Origin of the sequence: Nigerium sp. (genome assembly GCF_039811905.1) — a bacterium.
Classification (GTDB): Bacteria; Actinomycetota; Actinomycetes; order Propionibacteriales; family Propionibacteriaceae; genus Propioniciclava.
This window is the reverse complement of the sequence record NZ_JBDHZL010000006.1, coordinates 1-20,018: the sequence shown is the minus strand read 5'-3', so window position 1 is coordinate 20,018 and position 20,018 is coordinate 1. Positions and strand designations below refer to the sequence as shown.

Sequence of the window (20,018 nt, the reverse complement as noted above, 5' to 3'; positions counted from 1 at the left end):
CGGACGCCTCAGGCGCACTTCTTCTGGTTCGCCGGGGACGCCTTGCACCAGGCCTGCAGCTTCGCCGCCGCCGCATCGTGCTCGGCCTTGCTGTTGGTGAACGCGGTCTCGCCGGTGTCGAGGTTGATCGGGACGAAGTACGTCCAATCGCCCGGCGCCGGGTTGAGCGCCGCCTCGAGAGCCTTCTGCGCCGGCGCGGAGATCGGCCCCGGGGGCAGCCCGTCGTAGCGGTAGGTGTTGTACTTGCTGCGCGACTGCCGGTCCTCCGGCGTGGTCCAGATCGTGTTCGTCTTGTTGACGGCGTAGGCGACGGTCGAGTCGAGCTGGAGGCGCATGCCCTTGTTGAGGCGGTTGTAGAGCACGCGCGCCACCTTCGGCCGGTCCTCATCGCGGTAGACCTCGCGCTCGATGATGCTGGCGACGATGAGCACCTTCCACGGGTCCTTGACGGGGGTCGCCTTCGCCTTGTTCGCGAAATCGAGGGAGCTGGCGACCTGGTTGAACTGGGCGATCGGCACCTTGACCACCGACTCGGCGGTCGGATTGTTCGGCACCTGATAGGTGTCGGGGAACAGGAAGCCCTCGGCCTTCGTCGCATTGAGCGGCGGCTGGGCCCAGTTCGGCAACCCGAGCTCGGCCGCGGAACTCCGATCGATGACGGACGCCAGATCGTCTTGGGAGATGCCGGACGCCTTCGCCATCGACGCGAGCTCCTGCGACATCCGCTGGCCCTCGCGCACCTGCATCATGATCTTCACCGACCGGCTCGGGTCGAGCAGCATGTCGAGCGCGGTCGCGGCGGGGATCTGCGTGCGGAGCTTGTACCGGCCCGCCTGCAGCTTCTGCGCCTCGTCGGGCCGCATGGACGCCGCCTGCTGGAAGGTCTTCGCGTCCTTCACCACGTCGGCGCTCTCCAGGATCGAGCCGATCTTCAGCACGCTCGCCCCGCTCGGGATGTCGACCGTGACGTCGGCCACGCCCGACCCGGCGTAATCGCCCTTGCTGCGGAAGTCTTGCCAGACGCCGATGGCCTTGGTCGCGAGGAAGATGCCACCCACGAGGAAGACGCTGAACGCCAGCGCGACGGCGGCCCAACTCTTGGCCCGGTGCCGCAACTCCTTCTTGTCCCACTCGCCGGTATCGGGATCGCGCAACGTGTCGCGCTCTTTGTACCGATGACCTGCCATCAAGCGTCCTTCCCCGTGATCAGTTCACCCGCCGGACGCCCGGTGTTGCGTTCGGTGGCCAGTGCGCTGGTGAGGATCGCGACGGCAGCCGCCTGATCGATCACCGAACGCTGCCGCTTGCTGCTGCGCCCCGCGGCCCGCATCTGTTGCGAGGCCACGACGGTCGTCAGCCGCTCGTCGACGAGGCGGATCGGGATGTCGGGAAACCGGGCGGCCAGCAACGCCGCTCGCTCGCGGACGCCCTTGGCGGCAGCCCCTTCTACCCCCGCGAGATGACGCGGGAGGCCCATCACGAACTCGATCGGCTCGTACTCGGCGACCAACGCGGTCAACCGGGCGAGAACCGCCGTCTCGTCAGCGGCGTTTGCAATTGTTTCAACAGGATAGGCCAGGGTGCCCAACGGATCGCACGACGCAACGCCGATGCGCGCCTGCCCCCAATCGAGGGCCAGCCGCGCCCCGGTGCGAAAACCGCTCATGCGCCCGGACGCCCCGTCACCCCGCCAGGGACGCGCGCACGGCGGCGAGCGCGTCGTCGGCTCCCGCCCCGTTCGTGCCGCCGCCCTGGGCGATGTCGTCCTTCCCGCCGCCGCGGCCCCCGAGCCGGGACGCCGCCGCCCCGACCAGGTGCCCGGCCTTGGCCCCGGCCGCCCGCGCCGCCTCGTTCGTGACGACGGTCACCACGGGCTTGGCCTCGGTGCCCCCGACGAGCGCGACCACCGCAGGCTGTGCCCCGACGGCCTGCCGGATCTCGAGCGCGAGGGTTCGCAGCTCATTGCCGCCGACACCGGGCACCTTCTGAGCGACCAGCTTGACCGCCCCTGCGTCGGACGCGGTCGCCGCCAGGCTGCTCACGCTGCCGAGCAGCTGCGCTGCCTTGAGATCGGCGATCTGCTTCTCGGCCGCCTTGAGCTGGGCCGCCATCTTCTCGACGCGCTCGGCGAGCTGCTCGGGCTGGGTCTTCAGCGCGTCCGACAGCGTCGCGATCAACGCGCGCTCGGCGGCGAAGCGCGCGAAGGCGTCCTGGCTCACCAGGGCCTCGACGCGCCGGATGCCGGAGCCGACCGACTGCTCGCCCACCAGGTTCAGCAGCCCGATCTGCGAGGTGCGGCCCACGTGCGTGCCGCCGCACAGCTCGCGCGACCAGGGCCCGGCGAGTTCGACCACCCGGACGACCTCGCCGTACTTCTCGCCGAACATCGCCTGCGCGCCGAGGGCCTTCGCCTCGGCCAGGGGCATCTGGGAGTCGGTGACCTCGTAGTCGGAGCGGATCGCCTCGTTCGCGATGCCCTCCAACTCGCTGCGCATGGCGCCGGACAGGCCGTGGGTGGAGTTGAAGTCGAAGCGGAGGTAGCCCGGCTTGTTGTACGAGCCCGCCTGGTGGGTGCCCTGGCCGAGCATCTGCCGCAGCGCCGCGTTCACGATGTGCGTCGCCGTGTGGGCCTGGCAGGCGCCGAAGCGCGCCGCCGCGTCCACCTCGGCCGTGACCTGCTGGCCGACCGTCAACTCGCCCTCGGTGACCATGACCTTGTGGACGGTCAACCCGGCGACCGGCCGCTGCACGTCGACCACGTCGAGCGAGAGGCCGTCGCCGGTGATGAGGCCGGTATCCGCGTCCTGCCCGCCGGCCTCGGCGTAGAACGGCGTCTCGTCGAGGACGACCTCGACCACGTCGCCCGGGCGCGCCGAGCCGATCAGCTTGCCGTCGGACACGATGCCGCGCACCGGCGACACCGTGGTCAGGTCGGTGTAGCCCAGGAACGGCGTCTCCCCCGCGTCGCGCAGCTGGCGGTACGCCTCGGTGGACGCCGCCCCGCCCTTCTTGGCGCGCGCGTCGGCCTTCGCCCGATCCTTCTGCTCTTGCATGAGGCGCTTGAACTCGGCCTGGTCGACCTCGAGCCCCGCCTCGGACGCCATCTCGAGCGTGAGGTCGATCGGGAACCCGTAGGTGTCGTGCAGCTGGAACGCCTGGTCGCCCGCCAGCACGGTGGCCCCCGCGCTCTTCGCGCGCCCGACGGCGACGTCGAAGATCTGCGTGCCGGCCGCCAACGTGCGCCGGAACGCCGCCTCTTCCGCGTACGCGACCTCGGAGACCCGCGGCCACTCGGCGTCGATCTCGGGGTAGGACGCGCGCATGAGGTCGCGGCTCACCGGCAGCAGCTCGGGCAGCACCTGGTCTTCGACGCCCAGCAGCCGCATCGCGCGGATGCTGCGGCGCAGCAGCCGGCGCAGCACGTAGCCGCGCGCCTCGTTGCCCGGGGTGACGCCGTCGGTCATCAGCATCAGGGAGCTGCGGATGTGGTCGCCGACCACGCGCATGCGGACGTCGTCGTCGTGGTTCGCGCCGTAGCTCTTGCCCGCCAGCTCGGCCGCCTTCGCGAACACTGGGTAGACCTCGTCGATCTCGTACATGTTCGCCTTGCCCTGCATGAGGTAGGCGATGCGCTCGAGGCCGGCGCCGGTGTCGATGTTCTGGCTGGGCAGCGGGCCGATGATGTCGAAGTCGTCTTTCGCCCGGACCTCCGACAGATCCTCCTGCTGGAACACGAGGTTCCAGATCTCGAGGAACCGGTCTTCATCCACCGCCGGGCCGCCGTCCGCCCCGAACTGCGGGCCGCGGTCGATGTAGATCTCGGAGCACGGCCCCCCGGGGCCCGGGATGCCCATGTGCCAGTAGTTGTCTTTGAGGCTGCGGCGCTGGATGCGCTCGTCGGGCACACCGACGGACCGCCAGTAGGACGCCGCCTCGGCGTCGCCCTCGGGGTAGTCGGGGTGGTAGCCCGGCCCGAGCACGGTGACCCAGACCTGCTCGGGGTCGAAGCCGAGGCCCCCGGCGTCCTGAGAACCCGTGACCAACTCCCACGCGAAGTTGATCGCGCCTTCCTTGAAGTAGTCGCCGAAGCTGAAGTTGCCGAGCATCTGGAAGAAGGTGCCGTGACGCGTGGTCTTGCCGACCTCCTCGATGTCGAGCGTCCGCACGCATTTTTGGCAGCTCACGGCCCGGTCGTAGGGGGCCGGCTCGGCGCCGGTGAAGTAGGGCTTGAAGGGCACCATGCCCGCGTTCACGAACAGCAGCGTCGGGTCGTTGTAGACCAGCGACGCCGACGGCACGAGCGTGTGGCCGTGCTGCGCGAAGTAATCGAGGTAGCGGCGCCGGATCTCGGCGGTCTTCATCAAAGCCATCCTTCGTCAGGTACGAATGCGGACGCCCCTGCCGGAGCGGCCATGCGCAGCCTAGTGCACGCCGCCGACAATCCCAGCCGGAGGGGCGGGGGTTGGGAGTCGGGCCCGGGCGTCCGGAAGATCAGCCGGACGCCCCGTCGGCCGGCGACCGGCCGGCGGGCGGCGTCCGGCCGAGAAGCTCGTCGAGGACGCCGAGCCGCTCCGCGATCGCGGCCTCGTTGCCGTTGCCCGTCGGGCGGTAGTACTGGGCGCCCTCGAGCACGTCGGGCAGGTAGGTCTGCGCGGCGACGCCATGGGGGTAGGAGTGGGCGTACCGGTAGCCCTCGCCGTGCCCGAGCGCCTTGGCGCCCGGATAGTGCGCGTCGCGCAGGTGGGCCGGAACCTCGCCGACCCGCCCCGAGCGGACGTCGGCCAGGGCGGCGTCGATGGCCATGATCACCGCATTCGACTTGGGGGCGGTGGCCGCGGCGACCGTCGCCTGGGCCAGGTTGATGCGCGCCTCGGGCATCCCGATGAGCTGGACGGCCTGCGCCGCGGCCACGGCGGTCTGCAGCACGGAGGGGGCCGCCATCCCGATGTCTTCGCTGGCGAGGATGATGAGGCGCCGGGCGATGAACCGCGGGTCTTCCCCGGCCTCGATCATGCGGGCCAGGTAGTGCAGCGCCGCCTGCACGTCGCTGCCCCGGACGCTCTTGATGAACGCGCTGATGACGTCGTAGTGCTGGTCGCCGTCCTTGTCGTAGCGCAGCGCCGCGCGGTCGACCGACTTCTCGACGGTGTCGGCGTCGATCTCGGTCGCGCCCCGAGCCGACGCGGACGCCGCCGCCTCCTCGGCGTAGGTGAGGACGCGCCGCGCGTCCCCGCCCGCCATGCGCACGAGCGTGGACCGGGCGTCGGGGGTGAGCGTGTACCGCTCGCCGCCCGGGGCGACGAGCCCGCGCTCGTCGGTCAGCGCCCGGTCGAGCAGGACGCCGATGTCGTCGTCGGTCAGGGGTTTCAGCGTGAGCAACAGCGAGCGGCTCAGCAGCGGCGAGATGACCGAGAAGCTCGGGTTCTCGGTCGTGGCCGCGATGAGCGTGACGAGGCGGTTCTCGACGGCGGGCAGCAGCACGTCTTGCTGGGCCTTGTTGAACCGGTGCACCTCGTCGACGAAGAGCACCGTGCTGGTGCCCCGCGCGAGCTCGCGCTTAGCGGCCTCGAGCTCGGCGCGGACCTCCCGGACGCCCGCCGTCACCGCCGACAACTCGACGAAGCGGCGGTTGGTGGCGCGCGAGACCACCGAGGCGATCGTCGTCTTGCCGACGCCCGGCGGCCCCCACAGGAACACGCTCATCGGCCGCCCTTCGGCCAGCCGCCGCAGCGGCGAGCCCGGGCCGAGCAGGTGCTGCTGGCCCACGATCTCGTCGAGCGTGACCGGCCGCATGCGCACGGCGAGCGGCAGGTTCGCGTGATCGGCGCTCGACAGCGAGCCCCCGCGGGGCGAGGACGCCTCGCCGGCGCGCGCCGGGGGGTCGGGGTTTCCGAACAGGTCCGTCACGGCTCGCCATCCTAGGCGGGCGGGCCGACAGAACGGCGGACTTGCCAGACGAACACTCGCGATATATCGTTAGTAGTACGTAGACGACGAAAGGAGAACGTCATGGACTACGCCATGCGACAGCCGTGGTGGCTGATGATGAATGACGGCGACGACCTCGGTCGTCGCGCGGGGCGCGGCCGGCGCCGAGCCGAGGGTGCCGAGCGCCGAGAAGGACGCCGTGGGCGTCCGCGGGGAACACGGGGCCGTGAGGGCTTCGGTCCCGGCGAGTTCGAGGCCGAGGGCCTCGGACGCGGGTTCGGGCCGGGCGGGCCGGGTGGCCCCGGGCCGATGGGCTTCGGGCCCGGGCGGCACCACGGCCCCGGTGTCCGGCGGGCGCGCCGCGGGGACGTCCGGTTGGCCGTCCTCGCCCTGCTGCTCGAGCAGCCGTGCAACGGATACCAGCTCATCCAGGGGCTCGCCGAGAAGACGAACGGCGTCTGGAAGCCCAGCCCGGGCGCGGTCTACCCGCAGCTGTCCGCGCTCGAGGATGAGGGCCTCATCGAGGCCTTCGACAACGACGGGGCGAAGGCGTTCCGCCTGACCGAGACCGGCCGGGGCGTCGCCACCGACATCGACCCCAAGCCCTGGGACGCGGTGAACGACGAGTTCGGCCCGCTCCATCCCGACGACGCGGTGCGTCTATGGCGCGCCTACGGCTCGCTCGCGATGGCGACGAAGGCGGTGATGACGTCGGGAACGTCCGAGCAGATCGCGGACGCCGAGGGCGTCCTCACCGACGCCCGGCGGCGGTTGTTCGGCCTGCTGGCCGAGGACGACGCCGACAAGGAGAATGATCGACCCGAGTGAGGCCCCTGGGAGGGCGCTCTCGTCGCACGCCCCACGCGGCATGACCGCGTGGGGCGTGCGACGTTCTCGACACCAGAGTGTGGAGAACGTCGCAGAGAAACGTCACACGGCGGGCTTCTTGGACGCCTCCGGCTTGAAGTCCACGCCGGCCTCCTTGCGCTGCTGCGCGGAGATCGGCGCCGGGGCCTGCGTGAGCGGGTCGTAACCGTTGCCGGTCTTCGGGAAGGCGATGACCTCGCGGATCGACTCCGACTTGCTCAGCAGGGCCACGATGCGGTCCCAGCCGAAGGCGATGCCGCCGTGCGGCGGCGCCCCGAACTGGAAAGCGTCCAAGAGGAAGCCGAACTTCTCCTGCGCCTCCTCGGGGCCGAGCCCCATGACCTTGAACACCCGCTCCTGCACGTCGCGCCGGTGGATACGGATCGACCCGCCGCCGATCTCGTTGCCGTTGCACACCATGTCGTAGGCGTACGCCAGCGCGTGGCCCGGATCGGTGTCGAACGTGTCGAGGCACTCGGGCTTCGGCGAGGTGAAGGCGTGGTGAACCGCCGTCCACGCGCCGCCGCCGACGGCGACGTCGCCCTCGGCCTTCGCCTCGGACGCCGACTTGAACAGCGGCGCGTCCACGACCCACAGGAAGCTCCAGGCGTCCTCGTCGATCAGGCCGCAGCGGCGTCCGATCTCGAGGCGCGCGGCCCCGAGCAGGCTCTGCGACGCCGTCCGCTCCCCCGCGCCGAAGAAGATGCAGTCCCCGGGCTGCGCGCCGACGCGGGCGGCCAGACCGGCGCGCTCGGCGTCCGAGATGTTCTTCGCGACGGGGCCGCCGAGCTCGCCGCCGTCGCCGACGGTGACGTAGGCGAGGCCCTTCGCGCCGCGCTGCTTCGCCCACTCCTGCCAGGCGTCGAACGTGCGGCGCGGCTGCGAGCCGCCGCCGGGCATGACGACCGCCCCGACGTACGGCGCCTGGAACACCCTGAACGGGGTGTCGGCGAAGAAGTCCGTGACCTCCTGGATCGGGTTGTCGAAGCGCAGATCGGGCTTGTCGGAGCCGTAATGGTCCATCGCGTCGGCGAACGTCATGCGCGGGAACGGCGTCGGCAGGTCGACCCCGATCAGCTTCCACACGCTCTTCGCGATCGCCTCGCCGAGCTCGATGATGTCGTCTTGGTCGACGAAGCTCATCTCGATGTCGAGCTGGGTGAACTCGGGCTGCCGGTCGGCGCGGAAGTCCTCGTCGCGGTAGCAGCGCGCGATCTGGAAGTAGCGCTCCATGCCGGCGACCATGAGCAACTGCTTGAACAGCTGCGGGCTCTGCGGCAGCGCGTACCAACTGCCCGGCGCGAGGCGGGCGGGCACGAGGAAGTCGCGCGCGCCCTCGGGCGTCGACCGCGTCAGGGTCGGGGTCTCGATCTCGACGAACTCGCGGTCGAGCAGCACGTCGCGCGCGGCCCGGCTCACCTTGCTGCGCAGCCGGATCGCCGCCGCGGGCGCCGGACGCCTCAGGTCGAGGTAGCGGTAGCGCAGCCGCGCCTCCTCGCCCACGTTGAGGCGCTCGTCGATCTGGAACGGCAGCGGCGCCGACGGGTTCAGCACCGTCAGCTCGGTGATCGCCACCTCGATGTCGCCCGTGGGCAGGTCGGGGTTGGCGTTGCCGTCGGGACGCAACTCGACGACGCCTGTCACCTGGATGCAGAACTCGTTGCGCAGGTCGTGCGCCCCGGACGACTCGAGGATCTCGTCACGCACCACCACCTGGGCGATGCCCGAGGCGTCGCGAAGGTCGATGAAGGCGACACCGCCATGGTCTCGTCGTCGCCCCACCCAACCGGCGAGGGTGACGGTCTTGCCCGCGTCTTCGGCCCGCAGGCTTCCGGCGTCGTGGGTTCGCAGCATGACGATGTTCCTTTCTATCGGCCCGCATAGACGGTGCGGGCTCACCCAGCGATCTTGCCATGCCCGGCCGCGCGCTGGCGAACCGAGCGGCGTCCCCCGGCGGACAGGCGACGACGCCGACGCCCTCGGAGTCGGCAGCGCCGATCCCCGGCCCGCCGTCGTCGACCCCGCAGGGATGGGTCGTCGTCAAGCAGGGCACGCTCGAACTGACGCTCGACCCCCGCTGGACGATCGACCAGCAGACCAGCTCGGGAGGCGAGGACACGATCACCGCCTCGTGGAACGGCCGGGGCGACACCGTGATGGCCGTCAGCGACTACAACCCGCCGAGGCGGCTGCCCGCCGCCACGCTCTGCGGCGCCAACGCGAAGGCCAGCGCGAAGCAGATGACGAAGGCGTCCGACGCGCCGAACCTGCCCAACCCGATGGGCGACGACCGCGTCGAGACCGCGTCCTGCACCGTCCGCGGCGAACTGGACGGCACCGCCTACCAGATCATCTTCAACGCCTACCAGCCCTGGAAGGGCACGCGCGCGACGGTCATGCAGGTGCGCTTCCGCGCCAAGCCGTTCGTCTCCGCGGACGCCGAGCCGGCCGCCCGGACGACGAACCTGCTGCAGAAGTTCCTCATCGAACGGACGCCGAAGAAGGGTTAGATCACCCCGGACGCGGCGACCGCGAGCAGCGCCGCGCCGACCAGCGCGCCGAGCCAGCCGAGCACCGTCCGCACCGGGCCCTCCGTCCGGTGCGGACCCGCCACCAGCCCGAGACCGGCCACGACCAGCGCCGGGATCATCGCCCCCACCAGCGCGCCGGCGAGCCAGCCGGGCAGCAGCGTCCAGGGGCCGACGCGCACGAGCAGGATGGCGAACGCCGTGCCGCTCAGGAGGGTCTCGGCGCGCTGGGCGCGCGTCGCCGGCCGGCCGGCCTGCCGGAACGCCCCGATCCCGGTCAGCAACGCCAAACCCAGCACGACGAGGCCCACGATCGGCAGCTCGGGGCGGGACTCGACGCGCCCGTTGGTCGCCAGGCCCATCGCGATGTCGTCGACCTCGCGGGTCGAACTGCCCAGCACCAGGTAGGCGCGCCGGGCGTCCCGGTCGACCACGAGCATCGTCCGGCCGCCGGAGGTCCCGCCGTTGTGCCAGGCGAACGTCCGTCCGTCGACCTCGCTGGTGAACCAGTGCAGCCCGACGCGGGCGCGCCCGGAGGCGTCCCAGTGGGGCTCGAGGGCCGCCATGCCGGGCGCCCGGCCGGTCAGGACGCCCTGCGCGTAGCGCGCCAGGTCGTCGGCGGTCGTCCAGACGGACGCCCCCATGGGCGCCTGGCCCTCGGTCGTCCACGGGGTGGGGTGCCCGCCGGACGCCGTGCGCTCCACGGCCGTCCCCGCGGGGATGTCCTGGGGCACGGAGGCCTCGCGCGTGGACGTCATGCCGAGCGGCGTCCAGAGCCGCTCGCGGGCGAGGGTCTCCCAGTCGGGCGCGTCCGCGGCCGCGGCCAGGGCGTGGCCCAGCAGGGAGGCCCCCAGGTTCGAGTAGGCGACGGTTCCGCGGCCGGACAGGGGCGTTCGCGCGGCCCCCTCGACGAGCTGCTCGCGGCTCAGGCGGTACGGGTTGCCCAGCGAGAACGCGGACGCCGCCCCCCACGCCATCTCCGACGGCAGCAGCCGCGGCAGGCCCGAGCGGTGGCTGGCCAGCTCCTCCAGGGTGACGCCGCCGGCCTCGCTGCCGCGAAGCCCCGGCAGCAGCGTGTCGACGCGCTGGTCGAGCCGGACCTCGCCGCGCCGGACGGCGTCCGCGAGCAGCATGCCGTTGAACGTCTTCGTGATCGAGCCCAGCGGGTACGGCGTCCCGGAGGTCGGCGGCACCCCCGGGGACGCCTCCCCCAGCCCGGCCCACGTGACCCGCTCGGGGGTGACCTCGGCCACCGACAGGGACGCGAACCCGCGGTCGTCGGCGATCTGGGCCCGGACGCGCGCCGCGAGCGCGGCGTCCCCGTGATCGCCCACCGGGTGCGGCGCCCCGACGCCCGCCGCGAGGGCGACGAGCGTGCCGAGGACGGCGCCGACGAGCGCGATCAGGCCGAGGCGGCGTCGGGTGAGGCGTCCGAGGCGTCCGGAGGGGGCGTCGTGGGGAGGGGTGGCGTTCGTCGCGGAGGTGGTCGGCGTCGTGGACATGGCGGTGCTCCGTTCGTCGTCAGGGCAGGGCGCAGCGCCCGGCCGGCGGTCGGTGGCGGTGAAGGGGGTCAGTGGAGGACGGTCAGGTGGGACGCGCGGCGAGCCAGATCGTCAGCAGCGGGACGATCCGGGACGCCGGCACGTCGTAGCGCCCGCGCGACGGGCTGGTCAGCCAGCCGGCGGACACGAGGATGCGCAGGTGGTGGTGCAGTTGCCCGGTGGAGGCGAGCTCGGGGCGCTCAGCCAGCTCGGACGTCGTCCGGACGCCGCCCAGCACGAGCTGCAGCAGCGTGATGCGCACGGGGTGCGCGAGGGCGTCCAGCGTGACCGCGAGGTCGTCGGGGTCGGCGGCCAGCAGTTCGTCGGGCGTCCCCCCGTACTGCCAGCGCACCGGGCCGCGATCGGCCACATCGAACGCACCCGTGTAGAGCAGGGCCCCCTCGGGGGCGCGCCGGATCAGCTCCTCCAGCGCCCAGAAGGTGTCGGGGTCGAGCGCCGGACCTGCCGGCGACCGGTCCGCCTGCGCGGAGCCCGCGCCCCCACCCGCGCCGCCGGCCTGGAGGGCCTCCACGAGGGCCTCCAGGCGCGCGACCCGCTGCTCGAGGGTGGGTTCGTCGGCGTTCATGCTCCGATAATACGGAAATACGAACTAACGATCAAGCGCGGGGCGCGGTTCGTCAATCCCGACCGATCGCGCCGACGCGATCGAGAAACCAGGTCAGGGCCAACAGGTCCGCCGAGCCACCCGGGCTCCACCGGCGGGCCACGAACCGGTCGTCGGCGGCGCGCAGCTCGGCGACGAGCGCGTCGTCGTCCGGACGCCTGCTCACCAGCCCGGACGCCCACGCCTGCGCCTCGCGCAGCCCGGCCACTCCCCCGCGCGTGACCATGTTGGAGTCGTCCACGACGGCCATCAGCGACACGAGCGCCCACAGGAGGGCGGCGTCCTCGCGGCCCGCACCCCCGGACGCCGCCCGCCGCTCCCGCAGCGCCGGCAGCCCCGCCCCGCGGACCGTCGCGAACCCGGACGCCGCCTCGGCCCGGATCCCGCCCGTCCCGGCGGCCAGGTACGCTCGCTCCCCGTGCGATCCGGCCTGGTCTCGGGCGGCGCGCGCGCCGAGCGAGCGGGCCCACCGGTCGCGCAGCACGCCGGCCACGCGGCCGGCGTCCGCGCACACCGCGTCCACGTCGGGACGCCGCCCGCCCGCGGTCGCCTGACCGACCGCCCCCAGGATCAACCCGAGCGAGAACAGCGCGCCGCGGTGCGTGTTGACGCCGCCCGTCGCCGTGAGCATCGCGTCCTCGGCCGCCTTGCCCATCGCGACGAGGTCGTCGAGCGCGGCCTCGTCGACGCCGGGGCTCCGGGCGTCGGACGCCTCTGCCCTCGCCCCCTGCGCGCGGCCGAGCAGGACGCACCCGAGAAACCATTCCTCCAGGGCGTCCGCGCTGGCCAGCAGCGTGTCGAGCGTCATGTCGTCGTGCGAGCCGGAGCCGGCGGCGTCCACCAGGCCGGGCTTGGGGGTGAGGCGCGCCTCGACCCGCAGCGCCTCCGCGGCGAGCGAGGCCCACGCGGCGGCGTCCCCCGGGACGGCAGCCCCCGCGTCCACGGCCTCGATGCCGGCCAGCAGCACCGGGAGCGGGTGGCGGCGCGCACGCGCGCAGGCGTGCGCGGGCCGCTCGCACAGCACGCAGCGGCGCGGGGCCTCGCCCAGCTCGCCGCGTCCGAGCGGCTGAGGGCCGTACGGGCCGGCGCAGACCACGTCGACATCCCACAGCCGGCCGCCGGGATGGGCGTCCTCGAGCGCGACGAGCGCCCGCTTGAGGGCGCGCGGCTCGGCGTCCACCACGAAGATCGACTCGGGCCCGGTCGGACCGCCGAGGTCACACGACTCGACGACGGTCCAGCCGGCGCCCGCGACGCAGGCACGCACGGCGGCGTCCGCGGCCTGAAGCCGCCGACGGATCGCCGGCGAATCCTTGAGCGGGCCTGGGGCGACGACGGTGATGCTCACCACCGGAAGCGCGAAGCGGGCGAGCAACGCCTCGTGCGTTGCCCGCCGCTCCTCGCGTCGCCGCAGGACGGCCTCGGCGTCCGTCACGCGCTCGGCACGTTCCTGACCGTGTCGATCACCGAACCGTCGCGGTACCGGACGATGCCGACGATCTCGTCGCCCCGCTCGATCTGCCGCGGCTTGCCGCAGATCTTGAGCGCCTGCTCGTACAGGTCGCCGATGGTGGTCGGTTTCAGCCCGGCCGCCCTCAGCCGCTCGGCCACGCCCACGCTGCGCGGGTTGACAGCGATGCCGTAGTCGGTCACCAGGACGTCCACGTTGTCGCCGGGCGTGATGAGCGTCGACACCTTCTCCACCACGGTGGGGATGCGCGAGCGGATCAGCGGCGCCACGACGATCACCAGCTTGGCGCCCGCCGCCGTGTCGCAGTGCCCGCCGGAGGCGCCCATCATGAGCCCGTCGGACCCCGTGAGGACGTTCACGTTGAACTTCAGGTCGATCTCCAGGGCGGACAGGATCACCATGTCGAGCTCGTCCACGCAGCAGGCCTTCGCCAGCGGCGACGCGTACTCGGCCGCCGAGATCTCCGTGTGGGCGGGCGAGGTCGCGAGCGACTCCGCGGCTCCGGCGTCGAACGACTGCACGTCGAGCAGGCGTCCGACGAGGCCCTGCTCGTGCAGCGACGCCAGCGTGCCCGTGATGCCGCCCAGCGCCCACGCGGCCTTGATGCCGGCGCGCTCCATGCGGTCCTTCAGGTAGAGCGTCGTCGCGGTGGCCGCGCCGCCCGAGCCGGTCTGCATAGAGAAGCCGTCCTCGAAGTAGCCGCCGAATTCCATGACGGCGGCCGCGCGGCGGGCGATGAGCAGGTCGCGCGGGTTCTTCGTGTTGCGGACAGCGCCCACGTTGATGCGGGAGGGGTCGCCCACCTCGTCGACCTCGACGACGAAGTCGACCTGGTCCTGGCGGATCGACGCCGGCGTGTTCGGGTAGTCGACGATCTGCTCGGTCAGCAGGATCACCTGCTCGGCGTACTGGGCGTCCGTCCGGGCGTAGCCGAGCGAGCCGCAGTGCGCGCGCCCGGTGAAGCCGTTCGCGTTGCCGTACTCGTCGCACGCCGAGACGCCGAGGAAGGCGACCTTGGGCTTCAGCTCGCCGGTCTCCATGAGCGCGGCGCGACCGCCGTGCGAGTGGATCGTCACCGGGTGCTGGAGCAGGCCGCCCGCCGAGATCTGCCGGGCCAGTTCGCCGCGCATGCCGGACGTGTAGATCCGGCCGATGACGCCGCTGCGGATGTACTCGACGAGCCCGGCGTGGCAGTTGTTCAGCGACGAGGACGCCAGCGTCAGGTTCCCCAGGCCCAGCTCGGCGAGCTGGCTCACCACCTGGAGGATGACCTTGTCGCCCTCGCGGAAGTGGTGATGGAAGCTGATCGTGTCGCCGTCGGTGAGCCCGCTGCGGATGATGGCTTCCTTGAGCGAGCGCATGACCTTGCGGCGGCGCTTCGCCTTCGAGTCGCGCAGGTACGGCATCTTGGCCGCCCAACCGCTGAACGCGGGGAGGGCGTCCAACTCGGCCGGGTGAGCCGGGTCGGCCGGCGGTGCCGGCGTGGTCGTGGACGCCTCGGGCGCGGCCTGGGCGGCCTGAGTGGTTTCCGTGGTTTGTGTTTCAGTCATCGTCGTCCCCTCAGCGCCTGGTCCCGGACAACTCGGCCAGCCGCACCGTGCGGTAGGCGCTCGCCACAATGGGGGCGTCCACCATCTTTCCGTCCAGCGACACGACGCCGAGACCCTCGGCCTCGGCCTTGTCGGCCGCCTCGATCACGCGCTTGGCCCGGTCGACCTCGGCCTCCGTCGGAGCGTACGCGTTGTGCAGCGGCTCGATCTGACGGGGGTTCACGAGCGACTTTCCGTCGAAGCCGAGCCGCTTGATGATCCCGATCTCGCGGAGGAAGCCCTCCTCGTCGTTCACATCGCTGTAGACGACGTCGTAGCACGGGATGCCGGCGACACGCGCGGCGTGCAGCACCGCACAACGCGCGTAGAAGAGCTCGGACTCGTCGGCGGCCGTGCCGCGCACCGTGTGCATGTCGATCATGTAGTCGTACGCGGCGAGCGCGATCGCCACCATGCGCGGGCTGGCCTTCGCGATCTGGACAGCATTGACGACGCCGGACGCCGACTCGACGGCGGCCATGCACTTGGTCGAACCGACCTCGCGGCCGCATTTCTCCTCGATCTCGGTGAGGACGCGGTCGAGCTCGCGCACCATGTCGGCGTCGCGGACCATCGGCAGACGGACGATCGCGACCCCGGCCGGCACGATCGCCTCCAGGTCGGGCCGGAAGAACGGCGTGTCGATCGCGTTGACCCGGACGCAGACCTCGACGTCTTTCCAGATCGGGGACATGAGGGCCTCGCGGACGAGGATCCGGGCGGTGTCCTTCTCCCGCAGGGCGACGCTGTCCTCCAGGTCGAACATGACCGTGTCCGCGCCGTACACGTGCACCGTCGACAGCCAGGACGCGTTCGAGCCCGGCACGAAGAGCATGGAGCGCCTCGGGCGAGGCATCACTTCGGTGGTCTCGGTCACAGCCGGCTCCAATCGGGTTGCTCGTCGGAGCCGCGGAAGACGGCCCCCTGGACGCGGGCGCGGATCGCGAAGTCCAGCGCCCCCTTGTCGTCGACGGAGACGAAGCCCTCGGTGACACCCAGCTTCTCCAGCGTCTCGTTCACCACCGTGGTGATCGCGTCGCCGTACTGACCCATCACGGTGCTCTGGATGTCCACCTCCAACTCGTCGTTCGGCGACACCTTGACGAGAGCGTCGCTCGACTCCAGGCTCCCGGCGACCGCCGCTCTGACGATCCTCATGGCCTGACTCCTTTCCTCTTCACTTCTTCACTGATGGCGTCGGTGACGTCTGGCCGGTGTGCGCGCGAGCGCGCAGGTACGCGAGTGTCGTGGGCGGCACGAGGGCGTCCAACTCGTCGAGGCGTCCGGCTGCGAACAGCGCGCGGACGCGGCTCGCCGAGACCGGAGCGTCGCCGACGGCGACGCGCTCGATCTCGTGGACGCGGATGGTCGGGGACGCCGACGCCGCCTCCTCGAGCCAGTGGTGCATCTCCTGGTTGTACAGGTTCGTGATGGGCGACAGGGGTTCGGTGCCGACGAAGCGGTCCGTCGCCCCGATCGCCGGCCCGAGATGCTCGCGGAACAGTTGGAGGTCGAGCCCGGCGGCCCCGCGCACGATCTCGGCCTCGTCGCCGAGGAAGTAGCTGGGGAACGTCGCCCGGCTCACGGTGTAGTCGGTGCCCCGCCGGACTCGGATGCGATCCCCCTCGGGGACGGCCGCGCAGCCGGCGCGCACGAGCTCGAAGCGCTCGTCGGCGGAGAACATCGAGGCGTCCTCGGAGACGACCCAGACGTGCAGCACGTCGACGTTCTGGGCGGCGGTGCGCACCAGGTACTCGTGGCCACGCGTGAACGGGTTCGCGTTCAGCACGGCGACGCCGACGCGGGTGGCCGGCACGTAGTCGTGACGCCGCAGTTGCCGGCAGGTGCGGGCGAGCCCGAACGGGGTGTTCTCCAGCAGGACGACGGTGCCGGGCACCTCCGCGAGGAACGTGAAGCCCAACGACTCGAACACGCGGCGGTTCGTGGGCTTGGTGTAGACGAACAGATGGGAGCGGCCGCGGTCGAGGGCCTGGTAGGTGACCTCTTGCATCAGCCGGGCGCTCAGCCCGAAGCCCCGCTCGTCGTCGCTGATCGCGGAGCACTTCACGACGTTGCCGGCCAGCCCCATGCACCCGACGAGGTCCTCGCCGCGGTGCGCGGTGACGAACAACTCGACGTCGTCGTCGAGGCCCAGGCCCTGCTCCGCGAGCAGGGCCCGGACCGGGACGAGAGCGTCGGGGTCGTGTGCGACGCTGACGACCGACAGTGCCGGCGCGGCGTCCATGAGCGACCCCCTTTGGTCGTGCACCAGCCTAGAGGCGCACGCCGCCGAATGTGGCGATGCTGAACAGGAAGACCACGAACGTGCCGATCGCCCACTTCGCCGACTTGCGTTGCCAGGTGCCCATATCGACCCCGGTCAGGTGCAGCAGCAGGTAGATGAAGCCGACCAGCGGGCTGAGCAGGTGGAAGGCCTGGCCGGTCGTGGAGGCGACCGCCATGTCCATCGCCGAGAAGCCGTACTGCTCACCGGTGCGGGACAGGATCGGCAGCACGCCGAGGTAGAACGCGTCGTTGCTCAGCATGAAGGTGCCGGGGACGGACGCCAGCGCGACGACCAGTCCCCAGTGGCTCGCCATCGAGGACGGCACCACGTTGGCCAGCCATTCGCCCATCGCCGTGGACATGTGCGACTGGTTCAGGATGCCCATGAAGATGCCGGCGGCCAACACCATGGTGACCACGTGCATCGCGTTCGCGCCGTGCTCCTCGACGATCTTGCGCTGGTCGGACAGCTTGCGGTAGTTGATCAGGAGCGCGATGGCGAACGCGACCATGAAGATGATCGCCGACGGAATCTTCGGAATGATCCACATGCCGCCGAAGATCAGGTACGTCATCACGAGCAGCGTCAGCAGCAGGTTGACCCAGATCATCTTCGGCCGTTTGAGGGAGTCGCCTTCCTCGTCGTTCAGGTTCGCGCGCAGGCCGGCGATTTCCTCCGGCGACAACGCCACGATCCCCAACCGCTTGCGCTCGGAGAGACCGCGCAGCACCGCGACGATGATGACCCACACGATGGCGATGGCCATGCCGGGCAGGATCTTGCGCAGGAGTTCGCCCTCGTCGACCTTGAGGGCGGCGATGATGCGGGCCGTCGGGCCGCCCCAGGGCAGCAGGTTCATGATCGAGTTCGCGAGGATGATGATGACCGCCAGGTCCATCATCTTCATGTTCAGCTTCTTGTAGACCGGAATCATGGCCGAACACACGATCATCGTGGTGGTCGAGCCGTCGCCGTCGACCGACACGGCCGAGGCGAGAATCGCGGTTCCGACGAGCACCTTCAGCGGGTCTCCCTGAACGATGCGCAGGATGAAATGCACCAGCGGATCGAACAATCCCGCGGTCAACATCAATCCGAAGAAAAGAATCGCGAACATCAACATGACGACGGTGGGCGCCACGCCCTTGTCCGTCGCTTCCGTCTTGCTGCCGACGACTCCCGCGAGCGCAAAAGCGCCCAATTGGTTGGCGAAACCCGCCACCAGACCCACGATGACGGGCGACAGAACCAGCGCCGTGAACGGCGAGGTCAGCCTCGTCATGATCAACACCATGAAAATGATGACGATCAGCAATCCCCACATTGCCAACATCGAGCTCTCCTTTGATCTCGGAACGCAGGTCTCCCCGCGTCGGGCTAAGAGTAACGCCAGGAAAAGGCCCGGGCACCCTTCTGCACACAAGCGGTGATGTCCGCATACAACCAGTTGTGCTCATTGCGCTCACGAGCGTCCATCCGTACAGTCCTCACCATGAGCAGCGGTGCCCGGGGAGCGCGAGCCCGAGGTCTCACCTGGCGGTCGCGCATCCTCTTGATGGTGCTCTGCTTGACCGCGTTCGTGACCGTCGTGTCGCTCGTGGGCGCCCTCGCCGCTGCGCGCCGCAGCACCGAGTCCCTCAGCGAGCAGCAGGCGCTGGCCATCGCACGATCGGCGTCCGCGGATCCCCGCTTCGCCTCCTGGGTGCTGGCGGGCCCGCCGAGCCCGACCGGCCCCGCGCAGGCCGCCGCCGAGGTGCTGCGCGCCCGGACGCAGGCTCTCTACGTCGTGGTGACCGACGACGACGGGATCCGGTACAGCCACCCCAACCCGGCGCTGGTCGGGCAGCGGGTGAGCACCGATCCGTCCGTGCCGCTCTCCGGCGGGGAGGTCGTCGGCATCGAGCGCGGGACTCTCGGATTGTCCGCGCGCGGGAAGGTGCCGCTGCGGTCGGCGTCCGGGCAGGTCATCGGCTCGGTGTCGGTCGGTATCGCGATCAGCGCCGTGGACGCCCTGCAACGCCGCCTCGCGGTCGTCCTGCTGTCGGTGGGGCTGGCCGCGTTCGCGATCAGCGCGCTGATCATCGGGCTCCAGACGCGGCGCCTGCGCCGTATGACCCACGGGCTCGAGCTGGACGAGATGGCCGACCTGCTGCTCGAGCACGCCGCCGTGTTCGGCGGCGCGCTCGCCGGGGTGGTGGGCGTCGACCAGTCCGGACGCATCCGGCTCGCCAACCAGGCCGCCCGCGACTACCTCGGGACGCCCATCCCGACCGGGGTCGGCGTCCGGGAGGCCGGCCTGCCGCCGGCCGTCGCGGAGTTGTTGAGCCCGGACGCCGTCGCCCCCGATGCCGGACGACTGCTCGTGCTCGGGGAACGCGTGCTGGTGGCGCGCCGCGTGGACGTCCGGAGGCTGGGCCGCGACATCGGCGCCGTGGTGACGCTGACCGACCGCACCGACCTCGACGACCTGGGGCGCGAGCTCGAGGCGACCCGCGCCCTGACCGACGCGCTCAGGGCGCAAGCGCATGAGTACACGAACCGCCTCCACGCGCTGTCGGGCATGCTGCACCTCGGGGACGCCGACGCGGCGCGCGCGTACCTGGACGAGTTGTCCGGGGCGACCGGCCACGGTGACGGCCTGGCGGACCCGTATCTTCGGGGCATCCTCGTGGCCAAGGGGGCCGTGGCGTCCGAGCAGGGCGTAGAACTGCGCGTCACCGACCAGACGTGGGTCGAAGGCCGCCTGGCGAGCCCGCTCGACGCGGTCACGGTCCTCGGAAACCTGATCGACAACGCTCTTCGGGCGGCGTCCGGGGGTGGGAGGCGTCCGGCCTGGGTCGAGGTCACGGTGCTGTCGGACGGTCCGGACCTCGTCTTCCACGTCGTCGACAGCGGCGACGGGGTGGCGGAGGCGGACGCCGACGACGTCTTCGCGCAGGGGTGGACGACGAAACCCGGCGACCGGGCGTCCCACGGCATCGGGCTCGCCCTGGCGCGAGTGACCGCGCGCCGTCACGGCGGAGATGTCGAACTCCTGCAGCGCTCCGGCGAGGATCACGGGGCCGCGTTCGGGGGGCGGCTGGCCGGCGTGCTCAGGCGTCCGGGGGCGGAGGGCGCGAGGGGTGCGGGTGCTCTGGGGAGCCCGGCGAGTCCGGGGAGCCCGGCGAGCCCGGGGAGCCCGG

16 protein-coding genes are annotated in these 20,018 nt (G+C 71.4%); 3 read left to right on the top strand and 13 right to left on the bottom strand.

The genetic code is table 11. The annotated features are described in order from the left end of the window. Positions 1-8: 8 nt before the first annotated feature. The 4 genes from mltG to WMJ97_RS02745 form a co-directional block, all read right to left on the bottom strand. Positions 9-1,187: an endolytic transglycosylase MltG gene (gene mltG / locus WMJ97_RS02760; RefSeq protein ID WP_347347431.1), complete on the bottom strand. Its 1,179-nt coding sequence runs from the start codon at positions 1,185-1,187 to the stop codon at positions 9-11. After that, complete coding sequence (gene ruvX, locus WMJ97_RS02755) at positions 1,187-1,666, bottom strand: Holliday junction resolvase RuvX (protein WP_347347430.1); 480 nt, start codon at positions 1,664-1,666, stop codon at positions 1,187-1,189. The genes mltG and ruvX overlap by 1 nt, the downstream gene beginning before the upstream one ends. A gap of 16 nt (positions 1,667-1,682) precedes the next feature. Next, positions 1,683-4,361, bottom strand: a complete 2,679-nt coding sequence (gene alaS / locus WMJ97_RS02750) for an alanine--tRNA ligase (RefSeq protein ID WP_347347429.1) — start codon at positions 4,359-4,361, stop codon at positions 1,683-1,685. 130 nt (positions 4,362-4,491) lie between these two features. Beyond that, on the bottom strand, positions 4,492-5,898 hold the full coding sequence (locus WMJ97_RS02745) for a replication-associated recombination protein A (RefSeq protein ID WP_347347463.1): 1,407 nt from the start codon (positions 5,896-5,898) through the stop codon (positions 4,492-4,494). A gap of 111 nt (positions 5,899-6,009) precedes the next feature. Between WMJ97_RS02745 and WMJ97_RS02740 the strand changes: the two genes are divergently transcribed. Then, positions 6,010-6,756: a PadR family transcriptional regulator gene (locus WMJ97_RS02740; protein ID WP_347347428.1), complete on the top strand. Its 747-nt coding sequence runs from the start codon at positions 6,010-6,012 to the stop codon at positions 6,754-6,756. Positions 6,757-6,858: 102 nt separating this feature from the next. Here WMJ97_RS02740 and aspS read toward each other — a convergent pair whose 3' ends face one another. After that, complete coding sequence (gene aspS / locus WMJ97_RS02735) at positions 6,859-8,649, bottom strand: aspartate--tRNA ligase (protein WP_347347427.1); 1,791 nt, start codon at positions 8,647-8,649, stop codon at positions 6,859-6,861. A 59-nt stretch (positions 8,650-8,708) separates the two neighbouring features. Here aspS and WMJ97_RS02730 point away from each other — a divergent pair, with 59 nt between their 5' ends. Next, entirely contained in the window at positions 8,709-9,305 is a 597-nt protein-coding gene (locus WMJ97_RS02730; protein WP_347347426.1) for a hypothetical protein, read from the top strand. Here the strand turns inward: WMJ97_RS02730 and WMJ97_RS02725 are convergent. From WMJ97_RS02725 to WMJ97_RS02690, 8 genes are all read right to left on the bottom strand, one after another. Further along, on the bottom strand, positions 9,302-10,825 hold the full coding sequence (locus WMJ97_RS02725; protein ID WP_347347425.1) for a serine hydrolase domain-containing protein: 1,524 nt from the start codon (positions 10,823-10,825) through the stop codon (positions 9,302-9,304). The two genes, WMJ97_RS02730 and WMJ97_RS02725, sit on opposite strands and share 4 nt — an antisense overlap. A gap of 82 nt (positions 10,826-10,907) precedes the next feature. Next, positions 10,908-11,450, bottom strand: coding sequence for a helix-turn-helix domain-containing protein (locus tag WMJ97_RS02720; protein ID WP_347347424.1), 543 nt, complete (start codon positions 11,448-11,450; stop codon positions 10,908-10,910). A 52-nt stretch (positions 11,451-11,502) separates the two neighbouring features. Continuing rightward, positions 11,503-12,924 (bottom strand): citrate lyase holo-[acyl-carrier protein] synthase, encoded by a 1,422-nt coding sequence (gene citX, locus WMJ97_RS02715; protein ID WP_347347423.1) that lies wholly within the window; start codon positions 12,922-12,924, stop codon positions 11,503-11,505. Further along, on the bottom strand, positions 12,921-14,510 hold the full coding sequence (gene citF / locus WMJ97_RS02710) for a citrate lyase subunit alpha (protein WP_347347422.1): 1,590 nt from the start codon (positions 14,508-14,510) through the stop codon (positions 12,921-12,923). The genes citX and citF overlap by 4 nt, the downstream gene beginning before the upstream one ends. A gap of 10 nt (positions 14,511-14,520) precedes the next feature. Beyond that, the gene (locus WMJ97_RS02705) at positions 14,521-15,426 is read right to left on the bottom strand and encodes an aldolase/citrate lyase family protein (protein ID WP_347347421.1); all 906 of its coding nucleotides are present in this window, start codon (positions 15,424-15,426) and stop codon (positions 14,521-14,523) included. Next, on the bottom strand, positions 15,423-15,707 hold the full coding sequence (gene citD, locus WMJ97_RS02700; protein WP_347347420.1) for a citrate lyase acyl carrier protein: 285 nt from the start codon (positions 15,705-15,707) through the stop codon (positions 15,423-15,425). Before citD ends, WMJ97_RS02705 begins: the two co-directional genes overlap by 4 nt. Positions 15,708-15,726: 19 nt before the next feature. Then, the gene (gene citC, locus WMJ97_RS02695; RefSeq protein WP_347347419.1) at positions 15,727-16,794 is read right to left on the bottom strand and encodes a [citrate (pro-3S)-lyase] ligase; all 1,068 of its coding nucleotides are present in this window, start codon (positions 16,792-16,794) and stop codon (positions 15,727-15,729) included. A 28-nt stretch (positions 16,795-16,822) separates the two neighbouring features. Continuing rightward, positions 16,823-18,169, bottom strand: coding sequence for a citrate:proton symporter (locus WMJ97_RS02690; protein WP_347347418.1), 1,347 nt, complete (start codon positions 18,167-18,169; stop codon positions 16,823-16,825). A 159-nt stretch (positions 18,170-18,328) separates the two neighbouring features. Between WMJ97_RS02690 and WMJ97_RS02685 the strand changes: the two genes are divergently transcribed. Beyond that, a partial coding sequence (locus WMJ97_RS02685; protein ID WP_347347417.1) for a sensor histidine kinase occupies positions 18,329-20,018 on the top strand: 1,690 nt, incomplete at its 3' end.

Coding starts and splice junctions, on each gene's coding strand:
- WMJ97_RS02690 (WP_347347418.1), bottom strand. CDS start 18,169: ATGTTGGCAATGTGGGGATTGCTGATCGTCATCATTTTCATGGTGTTG.
- WMJ97_RS02720 (WP_347347424.1), bottom strand. CDS start 11,450: ATGAACGCCGACGAACCCACCCTCGAGCAGCGGGTCGCGCGCCTGGAG.
- citC (WP_347347419.1), bottom strand. CDS start 16,794: ATGGACGCCGCGCCGGCACTGTCGGTCGTCAGCGTCGCACACGACCCC.
- mltG (WP_347347431.1), bottom strand. CDS start 1,187: ATGGCAGGTCATCGGTACAAAGAGCGCGACACGTTGCGCGATCCCGAT.
- aspS (WP_347347427.1), bottom strand. CDS start 8,649: ATGCTGCGAACCCACGACGCCGGAAGCCTGCGGGCCGAAGACGCGGGC.
- alaS (WP_347347429.1), bottom strand. CDS start 4,361: ATGAAGACCGCCGAGATCCGGCGCCGCTACCTCGATTACTTCGCGCAG.
- WMJ97_RS02730 (WP_347347426.1), top strand. CDS start 8,709: ATGCCCGGCCGCGCGCTGGCGAACCGAGCGGCGTCCCCCGGCGGACAG.
- citF (WP_347347422.1), bottom strand. CDS start 14,510: ATGACTGAAACACAAACCACGGAAACCACTCAGGCCGCCCAGGCCGCG.
- ruvX (WP_347347430.1), bottom strand. CDS start 1,666: ATGAGCGGTTTTCGCACCGGGGCGCGGCTGGCCCTCGATTGGGGGCAG.
- WMJ97_RS02740 (WP_347347428.1), top strand. CDS start 6,010: ATGGACTACGCCATGCGACAGCCGTGGTGGCTGATGATGAATGACGGC.
- citD (WP_347347420.1), bottom strand. CDS start 15,707: ATGAGGATCGTCAGAGCGGCGGTCGCCGGGAGCCTGGAGTCGAGCGAC.
- WMJ97_RS02725 (WP_347347425.1), bottom strand. CDS start 10,825: ATGTCCACGACGCCGACCACCTCCGCGACGAACGCCACCCCTCCCCAC.